We start from the raw sequence: 26,796 nt of genomic DNA on the forward strand, positions 1-26,796 counted from the left end.
CCATGAGCCCGCAGCGGCCGATCATCCACCTGCTGGGCAGTGGCGGCTTCTATGGCGCCGAACGGATGTTGCTGGACCACTGCCAGGCCACCCCGGGACAGCACGTGGTGCTGTTTCTGGGCGCGCCGCAGACGCTGGTGGCGCGCTTTGCCGCCGCCGGCGTGGACTGTCGCACCTGCAACGGGCTGAGCGAGGTGCTGCGGGCGCTGGACCAGTACCGCAGCCAGCAGCCGCTGATCAACAGCCACAACTTCAAGGGCCTGCTGTTCGGCTGGGTGGGCGCCACCCTGTGGCGCCTGCCGATGGTCGCCACCCAGCACGGCTTCACCCCCAGCAGCCGCAAGCAGCGGCTGTACACCTGGCTGAGCCTGCAACTGTGCCGCACCGCCACCATCGGCAAGGTGGTGTGCGTGGCCGAGAGCATCCGCCGGATCCACCTGCGTGCCGGCGTGGCGCAGCGCAAGCTCGATGTCATCCCCAACGGCCTGCCGGATGCTGGCGCCCTGCCCGCCCATGCCCACGGCCACGAACGCTGGCTGGCCGGCTACGTGGGGCGCCTGAGCAGCGAAAAGGGCCCTGACCTGTTCCTCGATACGCTGATCCCGCTGTGCCAGCGCCACCCGCACCTGGACGCGGTGATGCTCGGCGACGGCCCGGAACGCGAAGTTCTGCAGGCCCGCGTCGATGCCGCCGGGCTGCACGAGCGCATCCGCCTGCCAGGCTTTCAGGAAGACATGCGCCAATGGATGGCGCGCCTGGATGCGCTGGTGATCAGCTCGCGCACCGAAGGCACCCCGATGATCCTGCTCGAAGCCATGCAGGATGGCGTGCCGGTGGTGGCCTTTGGTGTCGGCGGCATCCCCGACGTGATCGAGCACGGGCGCAGCGGGCTGCTGGCACCGCCCCTGGCGGTGGACGAACTGGCCGCCCAGCTCGAAGCGCTGATGCTCGACCCGGCCCAGGCCGGCGAGCTGATCGCCCAGGCACGACGCACCCAACGTGAACGTTATCACCTGCCGACGCTGGCGCAACGCTGGGCCCAGGTCTATCGCGGCACGGCAGGTGCGGCCAAGGAGACCTGCGCATGATCATTCCCCTGTCCCTGATCGGCCTGCTGGCGATCGTCAGCGTGGTACTGCTGGCCAGCCCCTACCCGTTCCTGGCCCCCGGCGCGGTGATCGGCCTGGCCGGCGTGCTGGTGCTGTACCGCCGCCCGGCGTGGGGCCTGCTGGCCATCATCACCCTGGTGCCGCTGGAGGGCCTGTTCAAGGACAGCGAGCTGACCGCCTCGAAATTCATCGGCGCCGCGCTGGCCATGGTGCTGCTGCTGCAACTGGCCGTGGGGCAGCTGCCGGGCGAACGCCTGCGCAGCTCCATGTGGCGCCTGCTGCTGGCCTTTATGGCGCTGTACCTGCTGAGCTTTCTGGCCAGTGAAAGCAGCGAGATGTCCATGGGGCACTTTCGCGAACTGGCGGTGGGCCTGGTGCTGTTCGTGCTCACCCTGCTGATCGGGCGCGAACTCAACTTGCCGATGATGTACCGCCTGGTGACCCTGAGCGTGGGCGTCACCTGTGCCATGGCGATGTTCTCGGCCAAGTACCAGGACGAAGGCCGCGCCTCGGGCCTGCTCGAAGACCCCAACGTGTTCGCCATGCTCATCGCCATCGCTGTGCCCATGGCCCTGTGGCTGGTGTTCAGCAGCCCCAACCGCCTGCAGCGGCTGTTCTGGCTGGCGTGCGTGGTGCTGTTGCTGGCCGGCATGACCAAGACCAACTCACGTTCCGGGCTGGTGGTGCTGGCCATTAGCCTGGTGATCGGCCTGGTGCACTACCGCGAAAAACTCACGCACCTGCGCCCGCGCCACCTGGGCTTCGCCATGCTCGGCCTGGCCATCGTGCTGCCTGTGGCGGTCGCGGTGATGCCGGCCAGCTACATCGAGCGTATCCAGTCGCTGGCCTTGCTCAAGTCCGGGGTCAATGCCTACAAGGACGACTCCCTGGGCCGGCGTTCGTCCTACATCGTGGTGGGCAGCAAGATGATCCGCGAACATCCGCTGCTGGGCACCGGCCCCGGCACCTTCCCGCTGGAATACGCCACCACCGGCTACGCCAAGGCGTTCTCGGCCAACCGCAAGGTCGGCGACCTGTACCGCCGTGCCCACAACACCTACCTGGAAATCTTCAGCGAAGTCGGCGTACTGGCGGGCCTGGCATTCGTCGGCATGGTCATGCTGGCCCTGTACAACCTCTGGCATGCACGGCGCCTGTGGCTGCAAAAGGGTGATCAGGGGCAGGCCGACATGCTCACGCACCTGTCCACCAGCATGCTTGCCATCGGCCTGTTCCTGATGTTCCTCAGTGCGCCGAACCACAAGTACCTGTGGATTCTGCTGGCGCTTTCCAGCGTGCTGCGCCTCAAGGCCGAACAGGCGCGCCCCGTGCAGGTGGCCGGATGAAGATCAGTATCGTGATGCCGATGTTCAACGAGGCACGCCATATTGCCCGCACCCTCCACTCGGCGCGTCGGGCCGCCGACCTTGCCGGCCTGGACTGCGAGCTGATCGTGGTGGACAACGGCTCCAGCGACGATGGCCCGCAGATTGCCCGTAACCTCAGCGCCAAGGTGCTCGACCTGCCGGGGCTGACCATCGGCGCCTTGCGCAACCGGGGCGTGCAGGCCAGCTCCGGGGAATGGGTGGCGTTTCTGGATGCCGATATCGAGGTGCCGGAGCAGTGGCTGAGCCTGCTGCTGGACCTGCACGCCCAGGGCCGTGGCGATGTATTCGCGCTGGACTGCGACACCCCGCGCCAGGCGCCCTGGTTCGCCCGCGCCTGGCAGCGACGCACACTGCGCGCCGGCCGGCCGGCGCTGCACAGCATGCAATGGCTGCCCACTCCCAACCTGCTGATGCGCCGCGACTGGTTCGACCGGGTGGGCGGTTTCAACGAAACCCTGCGCACCGGCGAAGACAAGGACTTCACCTGGCGCCTGGGCCAGGCCGGTGCCCGCCTGCTGGCCCTGCGCGCACCGGTGGTGCTGCACTGGGGCTACGAGGGCAGCTGGAGCGAATGGCTGGGCAAGGAGCTGTGGCGCCAGGGCAGCAACCTGCAACTGCTGCGCAGCAATGGCGCGAGCCTGCGCCTGCTGCGCTTCCCGTTGCTGTCCCTCGGGGCCTGGGTGCTCGATGCGCTGGCATTGTCCGCGCTGCTCGACGGCTTTCCGCATCTGGCAATGCTGCTGCTGTTCTTCACCAGCCTGCCGGCGCTGGCGCTGAGCCTGCGCCAGAGTCTCAAACACCGCGACCCGGTGTTCACCCTGCAACTGTGGGGCCTGCACTGGGTTCGCCTGCACCTGGCTGGAGCGGCCTTCGTGCTCAGCCTGTTCAACTGGAACGCAAGGAGGCCCGCACGTGGCTGAGTTCATTTTCTGGCTTTGCCTGCTGTTGCCTTTCTATGCCTGGCTGGGCTACCCGCTGCTGCTCACACTGGTGGGGCCGTTGTTCCCGCGGCACACCCCGCCGCCGCTGCCGCCGCAACGGGTCAGCGTGGTGGTTGCGGCGCACAACGAGGCGCGCAACATCGAGAACAAGCTGCGCAACCTGCTGGAGCAGGACTGTCCGCTCGCCAGCCTGCAGATCGTGGTGGCCAGCGACGGCTCCAGTGACCAGACCGTGGCCCTGGCGCGCACCTTCGACGACCCGCGCATCCTGGTGCTGGACCTGCCACGGATGGGCAAGAACCGCGTGCTCAATGCCGCCGTCGAGCACTGCAGCGGCGACATTCTGGTGTTCACCGATGCCGACGTGCACTGGGTGGAGGGCACCTTTGCCGCACTGCTCGCGCCCTTTGCCGACCCCGAGGTGGGCGGCACCGTGGGCAACATGACCATCCCGGTGGCGGGCAAGGGTCTGAGCCTGGGCGAGAGCCTGTACCGCCACTACGAAGCCTGGCTGCGCCGGGTAGAAAGCCGCACCGGCTGCACGGTGTCGGCCGACGGTGCGTTGCAGGCCCTGCGCCGCGAGCTGTACCAGCCGATCCCGGACCGGGTCAACGACGACTTCTTCATCAATACCTGCGCCCCGGTGGCACACAAGCGCGTGGTCTACGTCGACCAGGCCAGGGTGCTGGACTACGGCGTGGACGAGGCCGAGCGCCAGTTCAGTCGCCGCCAGCGCGTCACCGTCGGCGGGCTGATCAGCCTGGCGGCCCGGCGCGAACTGCTCAACCCGCTGCGCCACGGGCTCTACGCCATCGCCCTGATCAGCCACAAGCTGGTACGCCGCCTGGCCCCCGTGCTGCTGGTGCCCCTGCTGCTGGCCAACCTGTGGCTGCTCGACGGCCACGGTTTCTATCGCCTGACCCTGGCCGCCCAGCTGCTGGGTTATGCCATCGCCGTGGTCGGCCTGCTGGACAAGGGCCACCGCCTGCCCAAGCCGTTTCGCCTGGCCGCCTTCGTGCTGGTGACCCTGGCCGGCATGAGCGTGGGCCTGTGGCAGTTCCTGCGCGGGCACAGCTACAACCAATGGAACCCCGACCAGACCCGATGAGTGCCTTCATGCCGATCAAGACCAGTCTCAAGCGCGCCAGCGGTTGGTTGTACCTGCACTCCCCGAAGGGCCGCAGCCAGCTGCGCGGCGCCGGGGTCATCCTGATGCTGCACCGGGTGCTGGCCGACGACGCCAGCGCGGCCCTGCCCCATCGCAACGAACTGTGCGTGGGCCCGCAGGCCTTCGAGCGCCTGCTGCGCTGGCTGCGCCAGCACTTCGATTGCGTGCACCTGATGGACCTGCTCAAGGACCATCAGCAGCCCAGGGGCGACAGCCGCCCCAAGGTTGCCCTGACCTTCGACGACGGCTGGCGCGACAACGCGCTCAATGCGTTCCCGTTGCTGCAGCAGTACCAGGTACCGGCCAGCATCTTCCTGTCCACCGACTACATCGGCAGCCGCCAGCGCTTCTGGTGGGAGAGCCTGGGCGAAACCCTGTGGGGCAGCCATGGCGAAGGCCCGCGCCACACCCTGATCGAAGCGTTGCGCAAGATCGGCCGGCCGCTGCCGGCTGCCTACTTCATGAACCAGCGGCCCAACGCCCGCAGCCAGACGCTGGCCGGCTACCTGCAAAGCCTCAAGACCCTGAGCCCGGCCGCCCTGCATCAACTGACAGACGCCTGCCCGGCCGAATCCCTGCCCCAGGCCCTGGACTGGCAGCAGGTACGCGAACTGGAAGGCTCCGGGCTGATCAGCTTCGGCCCGCACGGGGCCAGTCACGCGCTGCTGCCGGGGCTGGACAACCAGCGCCTGGATGAAGAACTCAGCCGCAGCCACCACGCCTTGCAGCAAGGCTGCCAGCAGCCGCTGCCGGTGTACTGCTACCCCAACGGCGACCATGACGCCCGGGTACGCGCGCGCCTGGCCGCCCATCGCTACCCCTTCGCCCTGAGCACCCGCGCCGGGATCTGCCAGGGTCATGACGACCCACTGGCGTTGCCGCGCATCGGCGTGAGCCAGCGCAACGCCAGCCGCCCCTCGCTGCTGGCCTGGCGCATCAGCCGCGGAGGCCGCTCATGAGTCGAGGCAACTACCTGCGCCACCTGCTGCTGAGCATGGGCACACGCCTGGCGATGATCGCCCTGCGCCTGGCGCGCAACGTGCTGCTGGCGCGCATCCTGGGGCCCAGCGAGCGCGGCCTGTTCGCCCTGCTCAGCACCCTGCCCGACCTGATCAGTGCCGCCACCAGCGGCGGGCTGAACACCGCGGTGGGCTATCAGGCGGCGCAGCAACGCTCGATGGGCCTGCTGCTGAGCCAGGTGCTGATCTACGGGTGCCTGCTGGCCGGGGTGCTGACCCTGATCTGCGTGGCGCTGATGCGCGAATTCGGCACTGAACTGGAAGTGACCCTGCAACTGGGCCTGCTGGCCTGGCTGTTGCTGCTGGCGGTGCCGCTGACGGTGCTCAAGAGCGGCCTGCTCACCCTGCACAACGCCACCGGCGGGGTGGGCGCATTCAACGCACTGCGCCTGACCGAATCGCTGGTGCCGCTGCTGCTGTTCGTGGGCATGTTCTGGATGTGGCAGCACGCCGCGCTGGAGGCCGCGCTGATCAGCTGGCTGCTGGGCTTGGGGCTGGTCGCGCTGCTGGGCCTGGTGTGGCTGGGCCGCCAGCACGACATCACGCTGTGCTGGAACCGCGGCGGGCAGCGCGAGCTGCTGGCCTACAGTGCGCGCAGCCACCCGGACGTGCTGTTCCAGCAGGTCATCCTGCGCTCGGACTACCTGTTCATCAGTGCCTTCCTGGGCAGCGCCGCCCTGGGGCACTACGCCATGGCCAGCGCCGCCGCCGAACTGCTGCTGATCATCCCCGAGGCCGTCACCACCCCGCTGATGAAGCGCCTGCTGCAGCAGGATGCCGGCATGGACAAGCTCACCCCGCTGGCCCTGCGCCTGACTGCCACCGTGATGCTGGGGGCCTGCCTGAGCATGGCCCTGGTGGGCGAATGGCTGATCGTCACCCTGTTCGGCGCGGCCTACCAGCCGGCCTACCCGGCCCTGCTGGCACTGCTTCCCGGCTTGTTCGGCCTGTGCTACGCAAGCATCCTGCGCCTGGACCTGCTGGGCAAGAATCGCCCCGGCGCGGTCTCGCTGATGATGGGGGTGGGCGCGGCGGCAAACCTGATTCTCAACGTGGTCCTGATTCCCCGTTTTGGCATCGCGGGTGCGGCCCTGGCCTCCTCCATCGCCTACCTTGGGGTGACGGTGGCCATGCTCGTGCTGTACTGCAGGCTGAGCGGCGTACCGTTGCTGCGGACCTTGTTTGTGTTGCCTAGCGATCTGTTGCCTTTGCGCCAGATGCTGCAACGGAGAACGGTATGAAACGTACATGGATGTTGTTACCCGGCCTGCTGCTGGCCGCCACTGCCCACGCCGCCACCCTGCGCTGGCCGGACATTCGCGACGGCAGCCTGTACCTGGCGCCGCAGCGCAGCGCCCCGCTGCAACTGAGCTGGGTGCCGGCCTGGCAGGCCGATGCCAACCAGGAACAGGTGTACCTGCTCGACGCCACCGGCAAGCTCGATGCGCAACGCATCATTGCCCCCCATGAAGGCCGCGGCCAGCTGAGCTGGCCACTCACCGCCGGCACCGGCACCTACCAGGTGGCCATCCCCGGCTACAGTTTCAGGCGCTACCGCCTCGAATACGACGACACCACCAGCGCCCAGTTCGCCCCCGCCAAGGTGCACTTCAGCCTCGAACTAGACCGCGCCACCACCCTGTACTTTCGCGTCAAAGCCGGTGAAACGGCAGTGCTTGCCGGCAAGTATCACGACGGCGTGCGCAACCTGACCCTGGAGCGTGTGGACGATGGCAAGCGCCTCAGGCTGGCGCTGCTCGAACACCGGGCCTACTGGCAGTTCGATCAGGTGAACCTGCCCGCAAGCGCCCAGGACCAGACATGGCGCCTGAACTTCGAAGGCACCGGCAAGGTGGCCTTCTGGCTGGACGGCAGCGCCAACCTGTTCGCCCTGCGCCCCCAGGACCTCGCCCCACTGGTGCACCGCGACGGCCAGGTAAGCCTGCGCAGCAGTGCCAAGGTACTGGGCCCCACGCCCAGGCTGGGCAACAACCTGCCCTACGTGATGCCGCCACCGTCCAGCCATGCGGTGATCGATGCGCTGCAACTGCAGGCCGCCGGCTACTACACCTTTGCCGACGTGCTGGCACGCAAGCCGCGCTACGAACTGCCGTTTCGCCAGCTGTACCAGGAACGCTTCGGCATTCACCACGACATCACCCTGATGGCCGCCACCGGGCGCAAGTCCGACCTGATGCGCAGCCGCGCCAACGATGGCGCGCTGGACGACTGGCTGGCCACCAGCGTCGCCCTGGGCGGCAAGGGCCTGCATTACATCGCCTTTGCCGACGAACCCAACCTCAACTACGCCGACTACGCCACCTACCGCACCTTCTTCGCGGCCATGGCCCAGCGTGTGCGCGCCTACCCCGGCGCCCATGAAGCCGGCGTGCGCATCGCCATGCCGGCCAGCTCGCGGCTGGTCAACGGCCCGTTGCGCGGCGATGCGGCGCAGCGCGTCGGCCTGGACTGGGCACGGCGCCTGCTCAAGGAATTCGAACCGCAGATCGACGCCATGGCCTGGCACGAGTGGATGGTCCGCGACCTGCTCGCCACCCGCACCTACCGCGACTCGGTACGCCGCGCCGCCGAACTGGTGGGGCTGGACGCCAACGGTCGCCCGCGCAAGGCGCTGCTGCTCGACCAGACCAACCTGTCCAGTGGCTCGACCCTGAGCCTGTACGAGCAGAACACCCACTATGCCGGCGTATGGTGGGCCTCGGTGGTCATCAATGCGTCCCAGGACGGCCTGCTGGACATGCTCAACTGGTTCCACATCGCCGACGAGCCCGAGTGGCCCAAAGGCATGGTCAAGGTGCTGGGCAACAACCGCTTCGAGCTCAAGCCGGTGGGCCTGGCCCAGCAGTTCATCGCCCAGCACTGGCTCGACCAGGTGCTGCACCTGGACAACGACGCCTTCGAGGTCGATGCACTGGCCATGGCACGCGGCGCACAGCGCAGCCTGCTGGGCGTCAACAAGGGCGAACGCCTGCAACACGTCAGCTTCGCCACCCCGGCCAGCCGATGCCCGCAGGCCGCTGCCACGCTCACCCTGTTCGGGCCGGACAACCAGCCGCGCGCCGCGGCACTGGATTGCCAGCACGGCCAGGTACGTTTCGAACTGCCCGGGCAGACCCTGTTTGCCCTGCGATGGAGCGCCTCATGAACACAGTGCCGAAGATCTCTTCCCCTGCCGGATACGGGAGCCACCATGAATATCGTCAGCAAGTTCAGCCAGCGCGTACACCAGAAAGGCCTGCGCGCCACCCTTCGCAGCGCGTACAAGCGCTACGTGTTCTTTCACTGGGAGCTGCTGTGGATGGAGCGCGACCTGGTCAGCCCGGTGCCGCCGCATACCCTCAAGCCCTATGCGCCACTACGCGTGGAGCGCATCACGGTGCACAACGTGCAAGGCTTTGCCAAGCACTTCGGCGACCGAGTCGAAACCATGCGTGAACTGGCCGCCGAAGGGCATACCGGGCTGATGTTCCTGGACGAAGACAGCCACGTGGTGGCGTTCATCTGGGGCAGCCCGCGTCACTACCACGACCGTCATTACTATGGCTGCTGGTTCCCGGTCGAGCCGGGCGAGTTCTTCGAGTTCGGCGGTGAACTGGCGCGCCAGTACTGGGGTACGTCGCTGTCGGTCGACCTGCAACTGGCCCTGTGGCGCGCCATGGCCGAACAGGGCTGCGACAAGGTGGTCGACGTGTGCGAGACCCACAACATTCCGGCGCTCAAGCTGCACCTGCGCATGGGCTACGTCGAGCAGGGCCGTGTGATGCACGTGTACTGCCTGTTCGGTCGCTGGAAATTCTTCCGCGAAACGCGCTACAGCGGCTCGCGCCTGGATGCCTTGCGCAAACCGGCGCCGCGCAGCACTACTGCCACGGTGTCCTGAACCGATGACCCTGACCTTTACCTGGCACGCCTCGCTGCGTGCCGACGACTTCCCCGCCGACGCCTACGAGCAGTTGCGCGAGCGGCTGCCCGATGCCACCCCCTTCAACAGCCTGGCCTGGCTGCGCGCCGCCGAGGCTGCCTTGCCGGCCAGCCAGCACCTGCAGGTACTGCTGGGGCACGCACAAGGACGCCTGGTGCTGTGCCTGCCGTTGGTCCGCACCCTTGAGCGCCACGGGCCGCTGGACTTTGCCGTGGTGCACCACCTGGGCTACCCCATGAGCGACCGCATCGGCCTGCTCATCGACCTGCCGACCAGTGCCGCCGGCCAGGTACTGGCAGCCATTCGCACGCGCCTGCCCCATGCCCTGCTGCAACTCAACGAGGTAACGGGCGATTCGCCCTGGCTGCAGCAGTGGGCACGCCGCAGTTCCACCCACGAACAGCGCACCGCCTGCCGTGCGCCGGTGCACCAGATAAGCGAGGCCGACCGCCAGGAAGTCAGTGGCGACCCGCGCTACAAGTTGCGCCGCGCGCGCAAGCGCATCGCCGCCTGCGGGGCACAGGTGCGCCGAGTAACCCCCGATACCGCCAACGCAGCTTCCTGGCTGGAAGCCGTCAGCGCGGTCGAGGCCGTGAGCTGGAAAGGCGACGACGGGGTCGGCATCTTCTCGGTGCCCGCACAGCGCCAATGGATGTTCCAGGCCTTCACCGCGCTGGCGGCCGATGGCCGTCTGCGCCTGGTGGTGCTGGAACTGGACGGGCGCTGCATCAGCTACCGCCTGGGCCTGCTCGAACGGGGCCGCCTGTACGACTACAACCTCGCCTTCGTGCCGCAGTATGCCGACCTTGGCAGCGGCCGGGTGCTGCTGCAGGAATGGATCGACTGGGGGCTGGACGAAGGCTGGACGTGGATCGACGCTTCAAGGGTGAGCCTGGAGAACTCCAGCCACCAGCTGCATGAGCGCATGACCGGCCAGGTCGAGCACCTGCGCCACAGTTTCTACAGCTGGCGCCCGTCGGGCCTGTGCCTGGGCATGGCGCTGCGCCTGTGGCAACGCATCAAGCCCTGGATCAAACGCCGCCAACAGCAGCCCGTGCCGGCACCTGCCACTTCCCCCACTGCCACACCGACAGCACAGGAGCGCCCGGATGCCGTCCCAAGTCATAGTCAACGCTGACGATTTTGGCCTCAACGAACACACCAACGCGGTGATCCTGCGCGCGTTCCAGTGCGGCCTGATCAGCTCGGCCACCGCCATGGCCAGCATGCCGGCATTCAAGGCCGCCTGCGCGCTGGCCCAGCAACCGGCCCTGCGCGGGCGCGTGGGCCTGCATTTCAACCTGACCTACGGGCGCCCGCTTAGCGAGCCGATCCGCGCGCTGGCGCACTTCTGCAATGCCGAGGGCGAGTTCGACCTGGGCCTGTCGCGCAAGCGCCTGTGGCTGGGGCGCGCGGCCCGCCAGGCGGTGCACGAGGAACTGGCCGCGCAATGGCAGCGCTGCCTGGACCATGGGCTGACCCCCAGCCACCTGGACTCCCACCAGCACGTGCACAACCTGTGGCCCATCGGCGAAATCGTCGCCCGCTTCGCCGCCCGCGAAGGGGTGCCGATACGCCTGGCACGCAACGTGGGGCGCAACATCGGCCCGGCAAAACGCCTGTTCAAGACGTTGCTCAACCAGCGCCTGCGCCAGTTGGCCAGGCTGACCGCCGACCATGTGTGTACCCCGGTCGACCTGCGTGACGGCCTGGCCCCACGCCATGGCGTGCTCGAAGTGGTGGCGCACCCCAGTGCCCTGGGCAGCCACGACTTCGGCGATGCCTACCTGGGCAGTGGCGAGTCCTTGCAGGCCTTGCTCGACCAGCGCCTGGCGGGCGTGCCCAGGGTCGGCTACGCGTCGCTGCGCGAGGCGCGCCAGAGCACCCTGGGCACTGCCTCCAACAGATAACTACCACCGCTTCGCCCGGCTGATCGGTTGTGCTGTCGGTCCACGGACCGGAGCACGACCATGCCTACCTCCCCTTCACGCATTCCCCACTCACCGTTCATCGTCCAGCGCCTGCCCACCTGGCTGAAACACACCAGCGCCCAGGACGCCGAAGACCTTCGGCGCCATCTGGCCCTGACCCATGTCATCCCCGATGCCGAACCGGACTGGCTGGCCAACGGCCTGCCCGATCAGCGTGACGCCGTGCGTGCAGCCAGGCGTCGCTATCGGCGGGCCAGCCAGACACTGGCAGGCACCCTCAAGGCCTTCCAGGGGTTGCTGGCATTTGCCGAGCCGCTGCTGCAGGCGCGCCTTGACGCCGAACTTGGCGAAACCCTGAACCTGCACACCACCGACCTGGTGCAGTTTCACGAAGAGGCCGACCTCTGGCAGCTCGCCACACGTACCACCTACCAGAAGCAGAGCCTGCTGCAGGCAGCGCTGCAGAACTTCGGTGACGACGTGACCTTCCTCGGCAAGAGTGCGATCACCCTGCAAGGCCATTTCCACCTCGACCTGACCGACGCCGGCCTTGCCTACCGCTATACCCGCCATCGCCTGTCACCGGCCGTGTTCGCCCGCCTGTGCCGCGAACTGGACCTGGGCGCCCGCTACCAGCAGCACCTGCAGGCAGTGTTCGAAACACCTGCCACGCAAGACAGGGTGCGTCGCGACTCGATCGATGCCAATCGCCAGTTGCTGCGCCTGGAGGTCACCGTGGCGAAAGCGCGCCAGCGCATCGGGCCAACCGCCTGCCGCCGGTTGCTGGCGCTGCTGGACGCGCCCGCCGCAGCAGGCGCCGAGGCCCCGCCAGTGCAGGCGAGCCTGCTGAGCATGAGCGGCGTACCGTTGCACGACATCCTGCTGTTTGCCCTGGCATCTGAGCAGCAGGCAGAGAGCCTGCTGCTGTACCTGCCCGGCGACCCGGACGATGCCCTCACCGAGCATGCGTCGATGCCGGCGCTGGAGCGCTACCTCAAAGGGCGCCTCAACCACCCCGGGTTTCGCAGGCTGTTTCAGCGCTACGTACCGCTGCAACAGCAGCAACACCTGTTCGATGTGCTCGGACACAACCTGGCCCGGCAGGTGGTCGACAAGGACGGACCGTGGCACTCGCAGGAGCAGGACAGCCTGTACCTGAGCCTTGCCCCGGTTGCCGGCGAGCTGTTCGGCGTGCTGCAGGACCGCCACCTGCAACGCCTGAAGGATGAAGCACGGGTACTGATGGTGCCCACCGCTGAAGCCGACGAGAAAGCGCGCAAGGCCCGCCTGGAACAATGGGAGACACGCGCGCTGAACGTGCTCAATGCCGCGGCGATGTTCGTTCCCGCGTTGGGCCCGGTCATGCTGGCGGTCACTGCGGTACAGCTGATCAAGGAGGTGTATGAAGGCGTGGAGGACTGGCAGGACGGCGACGTCGAGGGCGCCATGGCGCACCTGCAGTCGGTGGCGATCACTGCCGGCATGCTGGCCGGTTCGGTGCTGGCGATCAAGACAGCACCAGCGCTGGTCGATGCGCTGGTCGAAGTGCCGCTGCCCGATGGCAGTACGCGCCTGTACCTGCCCGACCTGGCACCCTACCGGCTGGACACGCCGCTGCCCGCCGAGGTGACAGCCAACGACCAGGGCCAGTACCGGCACGCGGACCGGCACTACATCAGGCTCGGCGCCGACCTGTACGAGCAGCAGTTCGATGCGCGCCAGCAACAATGGCAACTGCGCCACCCCGCGCGTGAGGACGCCTATCGCCCCGCGCTGGAGCACAACGGCCAGGGTGCCTGGCGCAGCGTGCATGAACAGCCGCTGAGCTGGTCGCGGGCCACCCTGCTGCGCCGTCTGGGCCCGCTTGCGCAAGGCCTGAGCGATGCAGAACTCGAACAGGCCTGCCAGGTCAGCGGCACCCGCGAAGACGCGCTGCGTCGGTTGCACGCCGCCAATCTGGGCCTGCCACCCTTGCTGGCCGATACGCTGCAACGGCTCAGGATCGCCCGGCAACTGCGCGCCGAAAACGTCACGGGCAACGTCGGCAAGGCCCTGTTCGAGCAGCGTTACCTGGCCCTGGTGCCCCCGCAGCCGCACATCACGGCCCTGTGCGCACGCTTGCCCGGGTTGAGCCCGGTGCTGGCCCGCAGCCTGCTGGACACTGTCGGCCCGGCCCGGCTGGCACGCTGGGTGCCACCGGCAGCCATCCCCACCAAATTGCTGGAAGAGGCCGCCACGCTGGCCGCCCGTGTTCCCCTGGTACGCGCGACCGAAGGCCTGTATTGGCCAGCCCTGGCGACGCCGCAAAGCACGCGCCTGGCGCTGTTGTGCCTGGAGCACGCCCCTGGCTGGGACGCCTCGGTGGTGCTGGAAGCACGCAGTGGTGGCCCGCGCGGCCCTCTGCTGCAGCGCGTGGGTCGTGCCACCCAGGCGCAGCGCAGGGTTCTGGTGCACGGTGCAGAAGGCTACCAGACCTTCAAGGACGACCTCCCGCTGCACGCGCCCGGCGACGACCTGTTCGCGGCCCTGCATGACAGCATCGCTCCCCGCTATCGCCAGGTGCTGGGCCTGGACACCAGGGCGGCGCTGCAGCAACGCGTGCTGTCGATGCTCGAACGCCCCCGCGGCGAACTTGCCACCTGGCTGTGGTCCGGCGAGGTCCGCGGCTGGGCCAGCGAAGCACGCCTGCTGGGCGGCAGTGACCGCCCCGGCTACCCGCCGGTGTCGCCTGCCAGCTCCTCACAGGAGGCCCGCTACCGCACGCTCTACCCGCATGCCAGCGGCGAAGAGGCGCGTGCCACACTGGCGGCCTGGGAGGCCAGCGAGATTCCGGCCCAGGCGCGGTTGCGCACGCTCGAACAAACCCTGCAACGCCTGAAAAGCGCGTTGACCCTGTGGGCCCTGCCCAGTACAGCCCGGCAATCGGCGCGGGAGGAAATCATCGCCGCCTGGCAGCGCCTGTCGGTGCGCGAGGTCGCCGACGGCGAAGCCATCGTTCAGCTGAACCTGGACTACCTGGACCTGACCGACGGCGACCTGGAAAGCTTCCCTGCGCTGGAGGCCAACTTCGATCACGTGAATGAGCTGTCGCTGGAGCAGAACTCCCTGACCCGGCTGCCTGACGCCTTCCTGCGCCACTTCACCCAGCTGCAGCGCGTCAGCCTGAACGGCTGCGAACTCACCAGCCTGCCCACCGGGCTGGGTGATCGGCTCAGCGTGCTGGACCTGGCCAACAACCGCCTGGTCTGGGACGAGCACCTGCAGCACGCCCTCGAAGGTTACCCGCAGTTGCGCGACCTGAGCCTGTCGAACAACCCGCTGGCAACCCCGCCCGACTTCGCCCGCCTGAACCGGCTGCAGGGCGTGGACCTGTACAACTGCAGCCTGGCGACCTATCCGACAGGGCTTGATCAGCTGGACGCGCCGAACCTGGTGGACCTGTCCGGCAACCAGCTGCAGGAGCTGCCACCGACCGCCATCCTCTCACCTCCGCTGGCCCGGGCGCTGCGCCTGGAACACAATCCGCTGAGCGATGCTGCCCTGCAGGCGGCCGATGCCTACTACACCACCCACCGTATCGACCTGCTGGTGGCCGAGATCGATTACAACGAACTGCTCGACGACGCCACGCCACAACAGCGGGCCAGCTGGCAACGACTGCAGCAGAGCCTGCCGTCGGGGTTCTTCCGGGACCTGCGTGCCATGTTCGACAGCCCGCCCTACATCGTCGCCCCACTGACCTACCGGCGCCGCCTGTGGCGCCTGCTGACCTGGATGGACGCCAATGCGCCCCTGCGTGAGCAGATTCTCGCCCGCACAGGCGGCACCCTGCTCGACCTCGAACAGTTGGGCGAGGTGTCACAGGCCCTGGCCATCCCGGACCTGGCAACCCGCTCGCGCACCTTGCTGGCGACCATCGTCAACCACGTGCGTCTCAGAAAGCTCGGCTTCGGCGTGCTGAGCCTTTCGTTCAACATGTCCGAAGACAGCTACGCGACGCTCTACCAGTGGGCGCTCAAACGTATCACCCGCCTGCCGGGCCTGGACCTGGCCCAGGCGGCGCGTGCCGACGAGCCGGTGATCATCGACGCACTGGTCGATGTGATGCCGCTGCCGGGCGAAGCCTGGATAGAACAGCAGCGCAACCTGCTGCTGGCGGTTGACCCGACCACCTCCCACGGCCTGGACGAAGTACTGGCCATGAACCATGAAGAGGAACCGGTCTACCCTGCATGGGAGCACCACTTGCGCGAACGCTTCGCCGCACAGTTCGCCGCCTCGCGGGCAGCGCTGGACGACAGCCTGGAGCAGGCAGCCGAAACGCTGAGCGAAGGTGAACTGCTGGTGGAGGCGCAGCGCTTGCGGCAGGTGTACGAACAACGCCTCGTCGACCTGCGCAGAACCCTGACCGAGGGAGTGGCGCGAGGCACCATCGACTGACAGGCGGGCGCCGGCCCGGAGCGCACCCGGGCCAGGCTGGCTTTTGTGCCGGGGCCGGCGTTATGCTCGGCTGAACCGTTTCATTCACCATGGAAAAGAGGTATTGCGTCATGGATCGTCTGGACTCGCTGTTTCCCGCTGCCACGGATATTCCCGAGGCCTATCGCCTGGGCGACCCGCTCGAGCAGCGCGACTACCTGGTGGATGGGCAGCTGCACCGCTGGGAAGGCCCGCTGGCCACGGTGCGCAGCCCGGTGTGGCTCAAGACCGACGACGGTGAGCAGCAGGTGATACTCGGCAGCGCCCCGCTGCTGGACGCCGATACCGCCCTCACCGCCCTGGACGCCGCCGTGCGTGCCTACGACAAGGGCCGCGGCGTGTGGCCGAACATGCGCGTGGCCGAGCGCATCCAGCATGTGGAGGCGTTCCTGGCCCGCATGCGCGAGCAGCGCGCGGTGGTGGTCAAGTGGCTGATGTGGGAAATCGGCAAGAACCTCAAGGACTCCGAGAAGGAGTTCGACCGCACCTGCGACTACATCGTCGAGACCATCGGCGCCCTCAAGGAACTCGACCGGCGCTCCAGTCGCTTCGAACTGGAGCAGGACACCCTCGGCCAGATCCGTCGCGCGCCCCTGGGCGTGGCGCTGTGCATGGGCCCCTACAACTACCCGCTCAACGAGACCTTCACCACCTTGATCCCGGCGCTGATCATGGGCAACACCGTGGTGTTCAAGCCGGCCAAGTTCGGCGTGCTGCTGATTCGCCCGTTGCTGGAGGCGTTTCGCGACAGCTTCCCGGCCGGGGTGATCAATGTCATCTACGGGCGTGGCCGCGAGACCGTCAGCGCGCTGATGGCCAGCGGCAAGGTCGACGTGTTCGCCTTCATCGGCACCAACAAGGCCGCCAGCGACCTGAAGAAGCTTCACCCGCGCCCGCACCGCCTGCGCGCCGCGCTGGGGCTGGACGCCAAGAACCCGGGCATCGTGCTGCCCGAGGTCGACCTGGACAACGCGGTCAACGAGGCGGTCACCGGCGCCCTCTCGTTCAACGGCCAGCGCTGCACGGCGCTGAAGATCCTGTTCGTGCACGAGCAGGTGGTGGACGCCTTTCTCGACAAGTTCCAGCGCAAGCTGGCCGACCTCAAGCCCGGCATGCCATGGGACCCAGGCGTCAGCCTGACCCCGTTGCCCGAAGCAGGCAAGGTCGACTACCTGGGCGGCCTGGTAACCGATGCAGTAGCCCACGGTGCCAAGGTGATCAACCAGGGCGGCGGCCAGAGCCGCGGTTCGTTCTTCTACCCGGCGCTGCTGTACCCGGTGAACCCACAGATGCGCGTGTACCACGAAGAGCAGTTCGGGCCGGTGATCCCGGTGGTGCCCTACCGCGACCTGCAGACAGTGATCGACTACGTGCTGGATTCGGATTTCGGTCAGCAGTTGAGCATTTTCGGCACCGATTCGGCCACCGTGGGCCGGCTGGTCGACACCTTCGCCAACCAGGTCGGGCGCATCAACCTCAACGCCCAGTGCCAGCGCGGGCCGGACACCTACCCCTTCAACGGGCGCAAGAACTCGGCCGAAGGCACCCTGTCGGTGCATGACGCATTGCGCGTGTTCTCGATCCGCACCCTGGTGGCCACCAAGTTCCAGGAGGCCAACAAGCAGCTGATCAGCCAGATCATCCGCAACCGCGAGTCGAGTTTCCTGACGACTGACTACATCTTCTGATTGCGTGGTGGGCAAAACGGTACAAGCATAGGCTTGGATCGCGGCGCACCTATCGCGGGTCAAGCCCGCTCCCACAAAGGCAGTGATGAACACGCGGGAGCGGGCTTGACCCGCGATAGGGCCCGTGTAGGCAACACACTTTTTGCGTACCAATGGAGGAAAAAATGGCCACCCAACCCATCCCCGACGGTCAGCACAGCATCACCCCCTACCTGGGCATCAAGGACGCTGCCAGGGCCATCGACTTCTACAAGGCCGCCTTTGGCGCCACCGAAATGTTCCGCCTCGACGCCCCCGATGGCCGTATCGGCCATGCCGAGCTGAAAATCGGCGATTCCTCGCTGATGCTGGCCGACCCCTGCGACCAGGCCGGCGGGCTCACCAGCAGCCAATCCCTGCAGGGCAGCGCCATCGGCCTGCACCTGTACGTCGAAGATGTCGACGCTACCTTCGCCCAGGCGCTGAAGGCCGGCGCCACCCAGGTCAACGCCGTGCAGAACCAGTTCTACGGCGACCGCAGCGGCACCCTCAAGGACCCGTTCGGCAACCTCTGGTTCGTCGCCACCCACGTCGAAGACGTGTCGGTCGAGGAAATCCGCGCCCGCGCGGCAAAAATGTTCAGCCCGCAATGAACGCCACCTGCACGCGGCGATGGTCGCGTGCAGGGCTTTGAATTAAGGTGGCAGGCACAGGAAAGCTGGCCAGGATCGTCCATGCGAATCATCGAGAAAAACGCCGCGCTGGTGCGCACCCTTACCCCCGCCGAAGAGGAACTGCTGCGCGGGTTCGTGCTGGGCGCCCTGGAGGGCCCGCGGCTGCTGCAGGCCAACCAGCTGCTGATGAAGGTACGCGCCGCCGGGCAGTGGCTGGCCTGCGACTGCCAGCCCAAAAGCATGCCGGTACTCAACGTCAACCTCAACGGCAGCACCGGCACGCTGTTTCTCAAGAACAACCCCGGCACCGCCGAACACGCGCCGGGCTGCGCCTTCACCAAGGACGAACGCGACACCGACGCCAGCCACAACGAGGCCGACACCCCGCCGGCGGCCTGGCTGGCACCGGACGCGCCGTTGCGCCTGATCGGCGATTTCCAGCGTGCCGCTGCCGGCAGCGGCGAAGGCAACGGCAGCGGCGACAGGCGCGAACAGCATCGCCTGCTCTCGCTGCTGCTGACCCTGATCGAAGCCAGCGGCCTGAACGTCTACGCCACCCACCTCAAAAAGGACCTGACTGCCCAGTTCGCCGAACTGCGCAGCGTCGCCACCCGCTACCCGCTGATCGACCGCGTGCCCGCCAGCAACTACCTGGAAACCCGCCTGGACATGAAGCACATGATGATGCTCAAGGCACGTCTGCGCGACGCCACGGTGTTCGGCACACATCGGCGCCATGGCCTGCTGCTGGACTGCGTCAGCCAGATCAAGGCGCGCAAGGTGCTCACCGAGCGCAGCGAAGACGGGTTCGACTTCCAGGGCCACCACCTGCTGTGGGGCGGTAGCCGCACCCCCGGCCCGCTGCTGGCGCTGGCCATCTATTCCCCCGCCACCGCCGGCAGCCACTTCTACGAGCTGATCCATGTGGCCAGCGTGCCGGTGCTGTCACGCGCTCACCTGTTCCCGGTGTACCGCGACGAAGAGCGCGAACCGCTGAAGATGCTCGTCTCGCTGATCGACTGGATGGCCGGCAAGGGTGTGAAGGTGGTGATGCGCCGGCCGGTGATCGGCGGTCGAGTGATGGACGAACTGGTGCTCAGTTCCGACCAGGACAGGGTGCTGTCCGTGTCGCTGACCGAACAGCCGCTGGGCCCGGAGCCCGAAACGGAAAACTTCAGGCGCTTTGCCGATTTCAAAGGCCTGGACACCTTCCGCAAGTACGTGGCGGGCTTCTTCATGCGGGGTCGCGACTAGACCGTCCGTCGCTCACGCCGCACCCTCGGCGCATGACGACGGACCAATGTCAGGTAGCCCACATGAAAGGAGTTCGACCATGACCCGCACCCCGATCACCGCTCTGCTGTTCGCCGCGCTGCTGGGCGCCCAGGCCACCGTGGCCCTGGCCGCAGGTACCGGCCCGACCAACCCTGCCCCCGGCAACGGCGTGCCCAACTCCACCCTTCCTGGGGCCGGGGTGGATGTGCCGGCCCCGTCCAACGAGCCGTCGATGCCCAACGGCACCGACCCACGTACCCAGGGCAACGACGACGGCCGCCAGGGCGGCATGAACACCGATGACACCCGTGGGCAGATGCCCGAGGGCACCGGCTCCGAGAGAAATGGCCACGAAGGCTCCGAAAGCAACAACAGCGGCGGTGTCAGCGGCCCGGCCGGCAGTTGACCGCTGCGCCCGCAAGCTGGCTCCTACCGGCGATACACACCCTGTAGGAGCCGGCCTTGCCGGCGAAGGCCCAAGCACTGCAACCGCTTGAGTGCCGCCCCTGCTGCCCCTATCATCCCCAGCCTCTTCCACCTGGGGCTCCCCGTGTCTGACCCTCGCCTGAAACGCCTTGGCGCTTGCCTGCTGGCAATCCTTGGCAGCGCCTACCTGGCGCAGAACATCGTGCCGTGGCGCCAATTGATGGCCGATGAACGCACCGGGCCGGCCCAGACACGCCTGCTGCAATTGAGCGATGGCAGCCAGCTTGCGCTCAACCACGCCACCCATGTGGACATCCGCTTCACCGCGCAGCAACGACGCCTGGTGCTGCACGACGGCGAAGTGCTGGTGCAGGCCAGCAGCGACCCGCGCCCGCTGATCGTCGAAACCCCGAGCGGTGAAGTCCGCGCACAGTCCGGGACGTTCAGTGTCGATCATCTGCACAGGGGCTCCCAGGTCAACGCCTACGCGGCTGACGTACAGGTTCTGCCACGGCTGGGCACCCCCAGCCTGCTGCCCAGCGGCAGCGGGCTATGGCTGCGCCGTGCCGGCAGCAGCTGGCAATGGCCAGCCCGGCCCAGCCGAATCAACACCCGGGCCTGGCCCGCCGGCAGCTAGCAGTCGAAGCGGTCCACCGCGCGGCGCCGCTCGTTGTCGTCGCGCATGTCGTAGTTGGCCGTGGTCTGGATGTTGCTGTGATGCGCCAGCTTCTGCGCGATCGACAGGTCGTGCTCCTCGATCACCCGGGTGATGAACGAACGGCGAAAATCGTGGGGCATGATCTTTACGCCCACCTGGGTACCGCGTTGGCGGGCGATGTAGTAGATCGCGTGCTTGGTGATGCGCTCGCGGGTGATATGGCTGCCGCGGCGGATGCGGTTGAACAGGAAGGTATCGTCGGCCTGGCCCTCGGGCAGCTGCGAGCGGCGAAACTCCAGCCAGGCATTGAGCTTGTCGAAGGCCCACACCGGGGCGTACTTGATCAGCTGCTTGTTGCCCTTGCCCAGCACCTGCAGGCTGCGCTCGGCAAAGTCGATCTGCTTGAGGTCGAGGTTGACCGACTCGCTCTTGCGCATGCCGGTGCCGTACAGCAAGGCGATCACCGCCGCGTCGCGCAGCCCCTGCGGGCGCGGGTCGGCAGCGCAGGCCTCCATCAGTTCGCGGATCAGCGTGCGCTTGAGGTTGCGCCCCACCGGCAGGCGCGTGCCCTGGGCGGCCTTGACCGTGCGCATGCGCAGCAGCTGGTCCTGGCTGATCAGGCCCAGGCGCCAGGCTTCGTTCATCACCCCGCGAATCGCGTTGACGTACAGCGACGTGGTGTTCGGCGCATAGCCGTCGGCGCGCAACGCCGCCACCAGCGCAGTGACATGCCCCGGTTCGAGCAAGTGCCAGGGCACCTCCTTGATGTCGATGTCCTCGAAGTCCAGACGGTCGGCGGCGTCCTGCAGGATGTACTTCATGGTCAACTGGCTCGACGGGGCCAGTCGGGCGAGGTATTGCAGCAGGGGGTTGTGGAGCGATGCGTGCAGTGAATCAGGCAAACCGTGGGGTTCCTCTAGCGCAGTAGGGCAAATTCAGCCGGGGATGATACCCCTAGTCCACCAGGTAAAGCTTGATGGTTTCCCGGGTCAGCGAGATCACCTCGTGGGTGTAGCCCTCGGCATCGCTGGTGCCGTATTCCAGATACCCGTCCTTGCGCTGGATCACGTAGGCCACGCGTGGCAGTGGCCTGCCGGTTTCGCTGTCGGTGATGGGCAGGCGTGCACTGTAGAGCGGCGCCTCGACCTGCCTGGCGAAGGGTGCCAGCGGCGTGGCGTCGTCCAGCGTCGGCGCGGCCCACACAAAGGGTGGTATGTACGGGCTGTAGTCGTGCTTGTTCACTTCGGCCAGCAGCACCGAAACCGGGATGCGCATCACCAGTGAAAAGTACGCGTGATACGGGAACGCGGTGATGTACAGCTTGCACGGGATTGTGGTTCTGTTCTCGAGCAGGCGCTGGATGGTTTCGCGGGTCAGTTCAGTGCTGCTGGAGCGGCTCGGCAGGGTCTTGTCGAAGCTCATCTGCACCAGGTAGTTGAAGCTGCCATCGGGCGCGCGGCTTTCGAACTCGGGCGAGCCGGACAGGTTGTAGGTGATCACGTGCTCGAGGTCGAAGTTCTCGTCGCCGTCCAGCGCGCACACCAGCCGCTCGCTGATCTGGCCATTGCCGGTGTGGCGTTCGAACAGGCTGAGCAGGTCTTCGTCGGCCTGAAAACGCAGGTCGTAGCGATACGGGTTGTCGCTGAACGACACAAAGCGCAGGGGCAACGGGTCGATGCCGTGGTCCTTGACGCAGCCACTGCTCAACAGTGCACCGGCGGCCAGCGTGAAGCCGAGGGCGAAGCGGTGAAACACAGGCATGCGCCCTTCTTCCATGAGTGTGGCGGGCGCGCAGGATGCCCTAGCAGGCACTCTGCGGCAAGTGTCACGGCGCTTTGTGCGATGCCTCGTGAACCGCTGGCGCAGCGTGACCAACTGGTGTATCAAGGCGCCCTCCCGCCCCCATGGATGACACATGCGCCTGCTTCCACTGATCGTACTTGGCCTGCTGGCTGCCCAGCTCAGTGCCTGTTCACTGTTCATCCCGCGCGCCAAGGCCACGGTCGAACCGATTTCCCTGCAAAAGCAGCTCGACAGCAACCACAGTGTGTACACCCTGACCTTCGCGGCAGATGTGGATGTGCTCGACGCCTTCCGGGGCAAGACCAGCCAGTTGGGCACGCGCATCGAATGCTCGATCACCGAGGATGAGAACCTCGCCTATGACCACCGCATGACGTATTCGCTGATCGGTGAGATCGAACGCGATGACCGACCGCCCCGTGATGGCCTGTTCACCTCGAAACTGAGCTTTCAGAAAAAAGACCAGTACCGCGACCTGAGCGACGCAGCGGCCCTCGACATGCTGGCAAGAAAGCCGGTACTGCCATGCACCATGAAGGCGTCCGGCTTCTTTGTGGGCTACTACTATTCGAAGCCGTTCACCTTGCAGGCCAGCGACCTGATCCGACTGATCAAGGGGCCGGTGCCTTCGCAGCGCCTATTTCTCAAACACTACTGAAGAACGTGCGGCGCCCTTGAAAACAGGTGCTTGACCTCAACCTAACTTGAGGTTTTACCCTTGCGCCTCCCTTGAGTGGAGTCGCCCCATGAGCACCAGCCAACCCGCTGTATTTGTGTTGTCCAACCCCGAAGGCCTGTACGACCCCAGCGCCAATGCCTATTCACACGTGGCCGAGGTCAGCACCGCCGCCAAGCTGCTGTACATCGCCGGCCAGGGGGGTGAAGACCCTGCCGGTACGCTGTCGCCCGACTTTGCCGAACAGGCGCGCCAGGCACTGCTCAACCTGCGCACCGCGCTGGAATCCAGAGGTGCGAGCCTGGCCGATGTATTCAAGCTGACCCTGCTGATCGTGGACCATAGCGAAGCCAGGCTGGCGCTGTGGGTGGCGGCTGCGAACGCCGCCTGGGGCCAGCTCAGCAAACCGACCTGCACCCTGATACCCGTGCCGCGCCTGGCACTGGACGGCATGCAGATCGAAGTCGATGCGGTGGCGGCCCTGCCCGCTTCGAGCTGATGGCCCCTAGCGCAGCGTGCACTGCGTCTGCACGATCGAGCGGTTGATGCGGTCCAGCTCGCTCTCGGCAACGACCCTGTTGTGGACGTTGAAGGCCATTTCATAGGCCTGGTTGGCAAACGCGGTGCAGTTGGGCCGTTCGAGAATCACCGCATCCATGCGCAACGCGTAGATGACCAGGGCGTCCGCCGACTGACCGGCGCGTTCGCGGTAGGCATAGCGTTGCTGGCGGGCCTGCTCGAAGTTGGCCTGCACTGCCTTTTCATAGTTGGCCTTTTGCGTGCGCTGCACAGTGGCCACCGGCACAGTGAGCAATTGATACACCGCCTGCTCGTAGGTCTTGGGGAAGCGGACTTCGTTGGTTTCGTGCAGCAACGTCTGGTTCATCACGTACAAGGTGGTGGTCGGACAGTAGTCGAAGCGCCCGCAGGCCTTGCTTGCCTTGGCTTGCAGGGCATCTGGCTGAAACCGCTGCGCCGACCAGCCCAGGGCCAGGTTGTACTGCTTGAGCGCCGTGTAATCGGCCTTCAACGCCTTGTTGAACGCCGCGAAGCACGCCGTGGTCTGCGCCGTCTGCGCATCGCCACAGCCTTTCACGCCAGAGATGTCGTCCAGCGAGTCGCCGCTGTAGTCGAGGGTCAGCGCTGGCCGTGCAGGCGTTGTCGACACCGCCACACCCTGGGTCTTGAGTGCACTGTAGCGGGCCGTCATTGCTTGCAACCTGGCACCGTCGGCTTTCTGCACGGCGGCGATCTCCAGCAGTTGCTTGACCGCGTCGAGGTCCTGGGGCTTGAGGTCCTTGTTGCCGGTCAGTGCCTCCAGCAGGTCCAGCGTGGCATTGGCATCACCGGCCTCGGAGTCCATGCGCAGCGCGCTCAAGGTCGACGCATAGCGGCTCTGTGGCACGAACTCGCCAAGGTTCATTTCTTCAAGGCTTGCGTACTTGAGCGGCTGTGCAATCTGCTGGCTCATGTCCTGGGCACACGCCAGCGAGGCGTACAGCAGGGTGATGGCAAGGGTAAGGCTGGTCTTCATGGACGTCCTGACAAGGCAACGCCACCGCAATGGTCGCGGTGGCCCACACCTGCATCGGCACGGCTGGCACTTCCTTTAACTCAGTACACGGCCCCCACCGGGTACACGAATGCATTCACGTCATAGAAGGGCGTGCGCTGGTAAAACCAGTGCAGGCGCGCACTCGGGCTGTCGGCGAACGCCTTGTCGTCCTTGAGGCGGGCCTCGAACTCGGCCTTGAGTACCGGGCTCGCGGCCAGCATCTTGCGCGCCATCGGCTCCATCACGTATTCCTCTGGCTCCTCCGCCGCCACCAGGGTCGCGTTGAAGAAACCCCAGGCCCAGAACGAGTCGGGGCTTTGCGGGTGCAACAGGTTGATCGCCAGCACGCCCAGCGGCTGGTCGACGTCGATCAGCACCGAACCCGCCGCAAAGGTCTGCATACGCTCCAGCGGGTTGGCCACGCCACTGACCAGCAGATGCCCTTCATAGCCCGGAATCTCGTTGGCTGCCGCACGGTCCGGCTCGAAGCCACCGGCCACCTTCACCTCATCCATGCGGTACAGCGTCACCGCCATCGCCGTGGGCTGCTCGAGGGTGCGCATGCGGATGCCATGCGCCTTGAGCCGCGCGATCACCTCGGCCCACTGCGCCGGCACCACGTACTGGCGTGGGCGCTTGACCACCAGGTCGGGCTCGGTGTTGCCAGTGACCGGCACCGTCAGCGGCTTGGGCACGTTGCCCCACACGATCGTCCTGGCACCGGTGATCGGCGACTGTTCGTAGCGGTAGTCGCCCACCTTGAAGTCCACCTGCTCCTCCTTGCCCGGCTTCCATGTCAGCACCACCTCGCGCTGGGCCGCGAGCCGGGCACGGTCACTGGCAATGGCCTGCTGCAGCGAAGCGGCCTGTTCGCCGATCACCTGGAACATCGTCTTGAGCATCACGTAGTTGCCCAGCACCTGGGTCTGGTACGGGTGCAGTGCATGCTGCTCGATCAGAATCGACGGCACGTTGCGGATATCGCCGTACTGGTTGGAGAAGCGCGCCAGGTCGGTGCGGTACGGGTAGTAGCCCTGGGTCGGGTCCTGGTTGTCGTTCATGCTGATGCACTCGTGCACCACATGCCCCTCGCCCTCCAGCGCCTGGTACACCGGCGCACGCATCACCGTGTCCATCCACGCGCTGCTGGCCGGCGACCAGCCATTGCCGTTATGGCAATACGAGCTGTCGTAGGGGTACATCGCGCCATCGGTGGAGTGGGTGTCGGCGAAGAAGCTCAGCTCGTAGGTGTTGAACACCCAGGCCACGTTGCGGATCTCGGCGCTGTCGAGCTTGGTGAAATCGCGGTTCAGGTTGAGGTTGCGCCCGTTCACGCGCCAGCCACTCTGGCGGGGGCCGTTCTGGTTGATTCGGCCATAGGCGCTGCGGCGGATATCGCCGTCCACGTTGACACTGGGGATGAACAGGATGTTGACCTTCTGCAGCAGGCCGGCCAGCGGCTTGCTGCCGGTGGTCATGTCGCGCAGCAGCATGAACATCGCGTCCTTGCCGTTGGACTCGCCGGGGTGGATACCGGCCTCGATAAAGAGCGTCGGCTTGCCCGAACGCTTGAGCGCGGCGGGTGACTTGTCGGCCTCCAGCGAGGCCACCACCAGCAGCATCGGGTGGCCCTCGGCGCTTTTCTCCGGCAGCTCGCTGAGCACGATGGCGCCATTGGCGGCGGATGCCAGTTGCTGAAGGTAATCGCGGGTTTGCGCGTAGGTGCTGGTGTCGGCAAAGCCGGTGGCTTCGGCGACGGTGATCAGGGGGTTGCCGGCGGGCGCGATATAGCGGGTGCTGGTGAGGGTCTGCTCGAACATTGCCGGCAGAATGCGTTGCTTGGCGGCCTCGGGGTAGTCGCTGTCATCGATATAGGCCGGGGCGCCGGGCAAGGCCGCAAGGGCGGGCAGGCTGCCGAGCAGCAGCAAGGTGGCCAGCAGGGGCTGCGGGTGCAGGTAGTTCATGATGGGTCCTTATCATGCGTAAGCAGGCAACCTTAGCTGATAAGGGGCAATGTCACCGCGATGGGATGCCGGCGAAGCGCCGCGCGAGCGGCGCTCGGTGCCAGGAGCGCCGTTGCGCCA

General features: G+C 66.7%; 22 protein-coding genes. 18 read left to right on the forward strand and 4 right to left on the reverse strand.

Features of this window, described 5'->3' with window-relative positions; genetic code table 11:
* Positions 1-2 precede the first annotated feature (2 nt).
* From CR917_RS13850 to CR917_RS13925, 16 genes are all read left to right on the forward strand, one after another.
* Entirely contained in the window at positions 3-1,088 is a 1,086-nt protein-coding gene (locus CR917_RS13850) for a glycosyltransferase family 4 protein (RefSeq protein ID WP_104572483.1), read from the forward strand.
* On the forward strand, positions 1,085-2,455 hold the full coding sequence (locus tag CR917_RS13855; protein WP_104572484.1) for an O-antigen ligase: 1,371 nt from the start codon (positions 1,085-1,087) through the stop codon (positions 2,453-2,455). Before CR917_RS13850 ends, CR917_RS13855 begins: the two co-directional genes overlap by 4 nt.
* Positions 2,452-3,417, forward strand: coding sequence for a glycosyltransferase (locus CR917_RS13860; protein ID WP_043860602.1), 966 nt, complete (start codon positions 2,452-2,454; stop codon positions 3,415-3,417). Before CR917_RS13855 ends, CR917_RS13860 begins: the two co-directional genes overlap by 4 nt.
* Complete coding sequence (locus tag CR917_RS13865; protein WP_043860601.1) at positions 3,410-4,546, forward strand: glycosyltransferase; 1,137 nt, start codon at positions 3,410-3,412, stop codon at positions 4,544-4,546. The genes CR917_RS13860 and CR917_RS13865 overlap by 8 nt, the downstream gene beginning before the upstream one ends.
* 8 nt (positions 4,547-4,554) lie before the next feature.
* Positions 4,555-5,565, forward strand: coding sequence for a polysaccharide deacetylase family protein (locus tag CR917_RS13870; RefSeq protein WP_100632867.1), 1,011 nt, complete (start codon positions 4,555-4,557; stop codon positions 5,563-5,565).
* Positions 5,562-6,866 carry an oligosaccharide flippase family protein gene (locus CR917_RS13875; RefSeq protein ID WP_054914457.1) on the forward strand — a complete coding sequence of 435 codons (1,305 nt, stop codon included), beginning with the start codon at positions 5,562-5,564 and terminating at the stop codon, positions 6,864-6,866. Before CR917_RS13870 ends, CR917_RS13875 begins: the two co-directional genes overlap by 4 nt.
* Positions 6,863-8,791, forward strand: coding sequence for a hypothetical protein (locus CR917_RS13880; RefSeq protein ID WP_104572485.1), 1,929 nt, complete (start codon positions 6,863-6,865; stop codon positions 8,789-8,791). Before CR917_RS13875 ends, CR917_RS13880 begins: the two co-directional genes overlap by 4 nt.
* A gap of 45 nt (positions 8,792-8,836) precedes the next feature.
* The gene (locus tag CR917_RS13885; RefSeq protein ID WP_043860598.1) at positions 8,837-9,526 is read left to right on the forward strand and encodes a GNAT family N-acetyltransferase; all 690 of its coding nucleotides are present in this window, start codon (positions 8,837-8,839) and stop codon (positions 9,524-9,526) included.
* Positions 9,527-9,530: 4 nt separating this feature from the next.
* On the forward strand, positions 9,531-10,706 hold the full coding sequence (locus tag CR917_RS13890; RefSeq protein ID WP_104572486.1) for a GNAT family N-acetyltransferase: 1,176 nt from the start codon (positions 9,531-9,533) through the stop codon (positions 10,704-10,706).
* Positions 10,678-11,478 carry a carbohydrate deacetylase gene (locus CR917_RS13895; RefSeq protein WP_104573173.1) on the forward strand — a complete coding sequence of 267 codons (801 nt, stop codon included), beginning with the start codon at positions 10,678-10,680 and terminating at the stop codon, positions 11,476-11,478. The genes CR917_RS13890 and CR917_RS13895 overlap by 29 nt, the downstream gene beginning before the upstream one ends.
* 60 nt (positions 11,479-11,538) lie before the next feature.
* Entirely contained in the window at positions 11,539-15,939 is a 4,401-nt protein-coding gene (locus tag CR917_RS13900) for a leucine-rich repeat domain-containing protein (RefSeq protein ID WP_104572487.1), read from the forward strand.
* Between the two features lie 110 nt (positions 15,940-16,049).
* The gene (locus tag CR917_RS13905) at positions 16,050-17,666 is read left to right on the forward strand and encodes an NADP-dependent glyceraldehyde-3-phosphate dehydrogenase (RefSeq protein WP_054914453.1); all 1,617 of its coding nucleotides are present in this window, start codon (positions 16,050-16,052) and stop codon (positions 17,664-17,666) included.
* Positions 17,667-17,830: 164 nt separating this feature from the next.
* Positions 17,831-18,298 carry a VOC family protein gene (locus CR917_RS13910; protein WP_043860593.1) on the forward strand — a complete coding sequence of 156 codons (468 nt, stop codon included), beginning with the start codon at positions 17,831-17,833 and terminating at the stop codon, positions 18,296-18,298.
* 81 nt (positions 18,299-18,379) lie between these two features.
* Positions 18,380-19,573 carry a hypothetical protein gene (locus CR917_RS13915; protein WP_104572488.1) on the forward strand — a complete coding sequence of 398 codons (1,194 nt, stop codon included), beginning with the start codon at positions 18,380-18,382 and terminating at the stop codon, positions 19,571-19,573.
* Between the two features lie 79 nt (positions 19,574-19,652).
* Positions 19,653-20,000: a hypothetical protein gene (locus CR917_RS13920; protein ID WP_043860591.1), complete on the forward strand. Its 348-nt coding sequence runs from the start codon at positions 19,653-19,655 to the stop codon at positions 19,998-20,000.
* A gap of 144 nt (positions 20,001-20,144) precedes the next feature.
* On the forward strand, positions 20,145-20,657 hold the full coding sequence (locus tag CR917_RS13925; protein ID WP_104572489.1) for a FecR family protein: 513 nt from the start codon (positions 20,145-20,147) through the stop codon (positions 20,655-20,657).
* Here the strand turns inward: CR917_RS13925 and xerC are convergent.
* Entirely contained in the window at positions 20,654-21,499 is an 846-nt protein-coding gene (gene xerC, locus CR917_RS13930; RefSeq protein ID WP_229590266.1) for a tyrosine recombinase XerC, read from the reverse strand. The genes CR917_RS13925 and xerC overlap by 4 nt on opposite strands.
* 133 nt (positions 21,500-21,632) lie before the next feature.
* Complete coding sequence (locus CR917_RS13935) at positions 21,633-22,439, reverse strand: hypothetical protein (RefSeq protein WP_104572490.1); 807 nt, start codon at positions 22,437-22,439, stop codon at positions 21,633-21,635.
* Between the two features lie 154 nt (positions 22,440-22,593).
* On the opposite strand from CR917_RS13935, the gene CR917_RS13940 reads away from it, so the two are divergent.
* On the forward strand, positions 22,594-23,139 hold the full coding sequence (locus CR917_RS13940; RefSeq protein ID WP_043860588.1) for a hypothetical protein: 546 nt from the start codon (positions 22,594-22,596) through the stop codon (positions 23,137-23,139).
* Positions 23,140-23,227: 88 nt separating this feature from the next.
* Entirely contained in the window at positions 23,228-23,656 is a 429-nt protein-coding gene (locus tag CR917_RS13945) for a RidA family protein (protein WP_054914449.1), read from the forward strand.
* A 6-nt stretch (positions 23,657-23,662) separates the two neighbouring features.
* Here CR917_RS13945 and CR917_RS13950 read toward each other — a convergent pair whose 3' ends face one another.
* Both CR917_RS13950 and CR917_RS13955 read right to left on the reverse strand, forming a co-directional pair.
* On the reverse strand, positions 23,663-24,691 hold the full coding sequence (locus CR917_RS13950) for a hypothetical protein (RefSeq protein ID WP_043860586.1): 1,029 nt from the start codon (positions 24,689-24,691) through the stop codon (positions 23,663-23,665).
* An 80-nt stretch (positions 24,692-24,771) separates the two neighbouring features.
* Positions 24,772-26,676, reverse strand: coding sequence for a M14 family metallopeptidase (locus CR917_RS13955; protein WP_104572491.1), 1,905 nt, complete (start codon positions 26,674-26,676; stop codon positions 24,772-24,774).
* Positions 26,677-26,796 lie beyond the last annotated feature (120 nt).

The organism is Pseudomonas sp. BRM28 (assembly GCF_002939405.1).
GTDB classification, from domain to species: Bacteria; Pseudomonadota; Gammaproteobacteria; order Pseudomonadales; family Pseudomonadaceae; genus Aquipseudomonas; species Aquipseudomonas palmensis.

Excerpts from the sequence above, each read along its gene's own strand:
- CR917_RS13880 (WP_104572485.1), top strand. The coding sequence starts at position 6,863 with ATGAAACGTACATGGATGTTGTTACCCGGCCTGCTGCTGGCCGCCACT.
- CR917_RS13870 (WP_100632867.1), top strand. The coding sequence starts at position 4,555 with ATGCCGATCAAGACCAGTCTCAAGCGCGCCAGCGGTTGGTTGTACCTG.
- CR917_RS13955 (WP_104572491.1), bottom strand. The coding sequence starts at position 26,676 with ATGAACTACCTGCACCCGCAGCCCCTGCTGGCCACCTTGCTGCTGCTC.
- CR917_RS13935 (WP_104572490.1), bottom strand. The coding sequence starts at position 22,439 with ATGCCTGTGTTTCACCGCTTCGCCCTCGGCTTCACGCTGGCCGCCGGT.
- CR917_RS13885 (WP_043860598.1), top strand. The coding sequence starts at position 8,837 with ATGAATATCGTCAGCAAGTTCAGCCAGCGCGTACACCAGAAAGGCCTG.
- CR917_RS13860 (WP_043860602.1), top strand. The coding sequence starts at position 2,452 with ATGAAGATCAGTATCGTGATGCCGATGTTCAACGAGGCACGCCATATT.
- CR917_RS13920 (WP_043860591.1), top strand. The coding sequence starts at position 19,653 with ATGACCCGCACCCCGATCACCGCTCTGCTGTTCGCCGCGCTGCTGGGC.
- CR917_RS13915 (WP_104572488.1), top strand. The coding sequence starts at position 18,380 with ATGCGAATCATCGAGAAAAACGCCGCGCTGGTGCGCACCCTTACCCCC.
- xerC (WP_229590266.1), bottom strand. The coding sequence starts at position 21,499 with ATGAAGTACATCCTGCAGGACGCCGCCGACCGTCTGGACTTCGAGGAC.
- CR917_RS13850 (WP_104572483.1), top strand. The coding sequence starts at position 3 with ATGAGCCCGCAGCGGCCGATCATCCACCTGCTGGGCAGTGGCGGCTTC.
- CR917_RS13905 (WP_054914453.1), top strand. The coding sequence starts at position 16,050 with ATGGATCGTCTGGACTCGCTGTTTCCCGCTGCCACGGATATTCCCGAG.
- CR917_RS13945 (WP_054914449.1), top strand. The coding sequence starts at position 23,228 with ATGAGCACCAGCCAACCCGCTGTATTTGTGTTGTCCAACCCCGAAGGC.
- CR917_RS13950 (WP_043860586.1), bottom strand. The coding sequence starts at position 24,691 with ATGAAGACCAGCCTTACCCTTGCCATCACCCTGCTGTACGCCTCGCTG.
- CR917_RS13900 (WP_104572487.1), top strand. The coding sequence starts at position 11,539 with ATGCCTACCTCCCCTTCACGCATTCCCCACTCACCGTTCATCGTCCAG.
- CR917_RS13855 (WP_104572484.1), top strand. The coding sequence starts at position 1,085 with ATGATCATTCCCCTGTCCCTGATCGGCCTGCTGGCGATCGTCAGCGTG.
- CR917_RS13895 (WP_104573173.1), top strand. The coding sequence starts at position 10,678 with ATGCCGTCCCAAGTCATAGTCAACGCTGACGATTTTGGCCTCAACGAA.
- CR917_RS13875 (WP_054914457.1), top strand. The coding sequence starts at position 5,562 with ATGAGTCGAGGCAACTACCTGCGCCACCTGCTGCTGAGCATGGGCACA.
- CR917_RS13910 (WP_043860593.1), top strand. The coding sequence starts at position 17,831 with ATGGCCACCCAACCCATCCCCGACGGTCAGCACAGCATCACCCCCTAC.
- CR917_RS13890 (WP_104572486.1), top strand. The coding sequence starts at position 9,531 with ATGACCCTGACCTTTACCTGGCACGCCTCGCTGCGTGCCGACGACTTC.
- CR917_RS13940 (WP_043860588.1), top strand. The coding sequence starts at position 22,594 with ATGCGCCTGCTTCCACTGATCGTACTTGGCCTGCTGGCTGCCCAGCTC.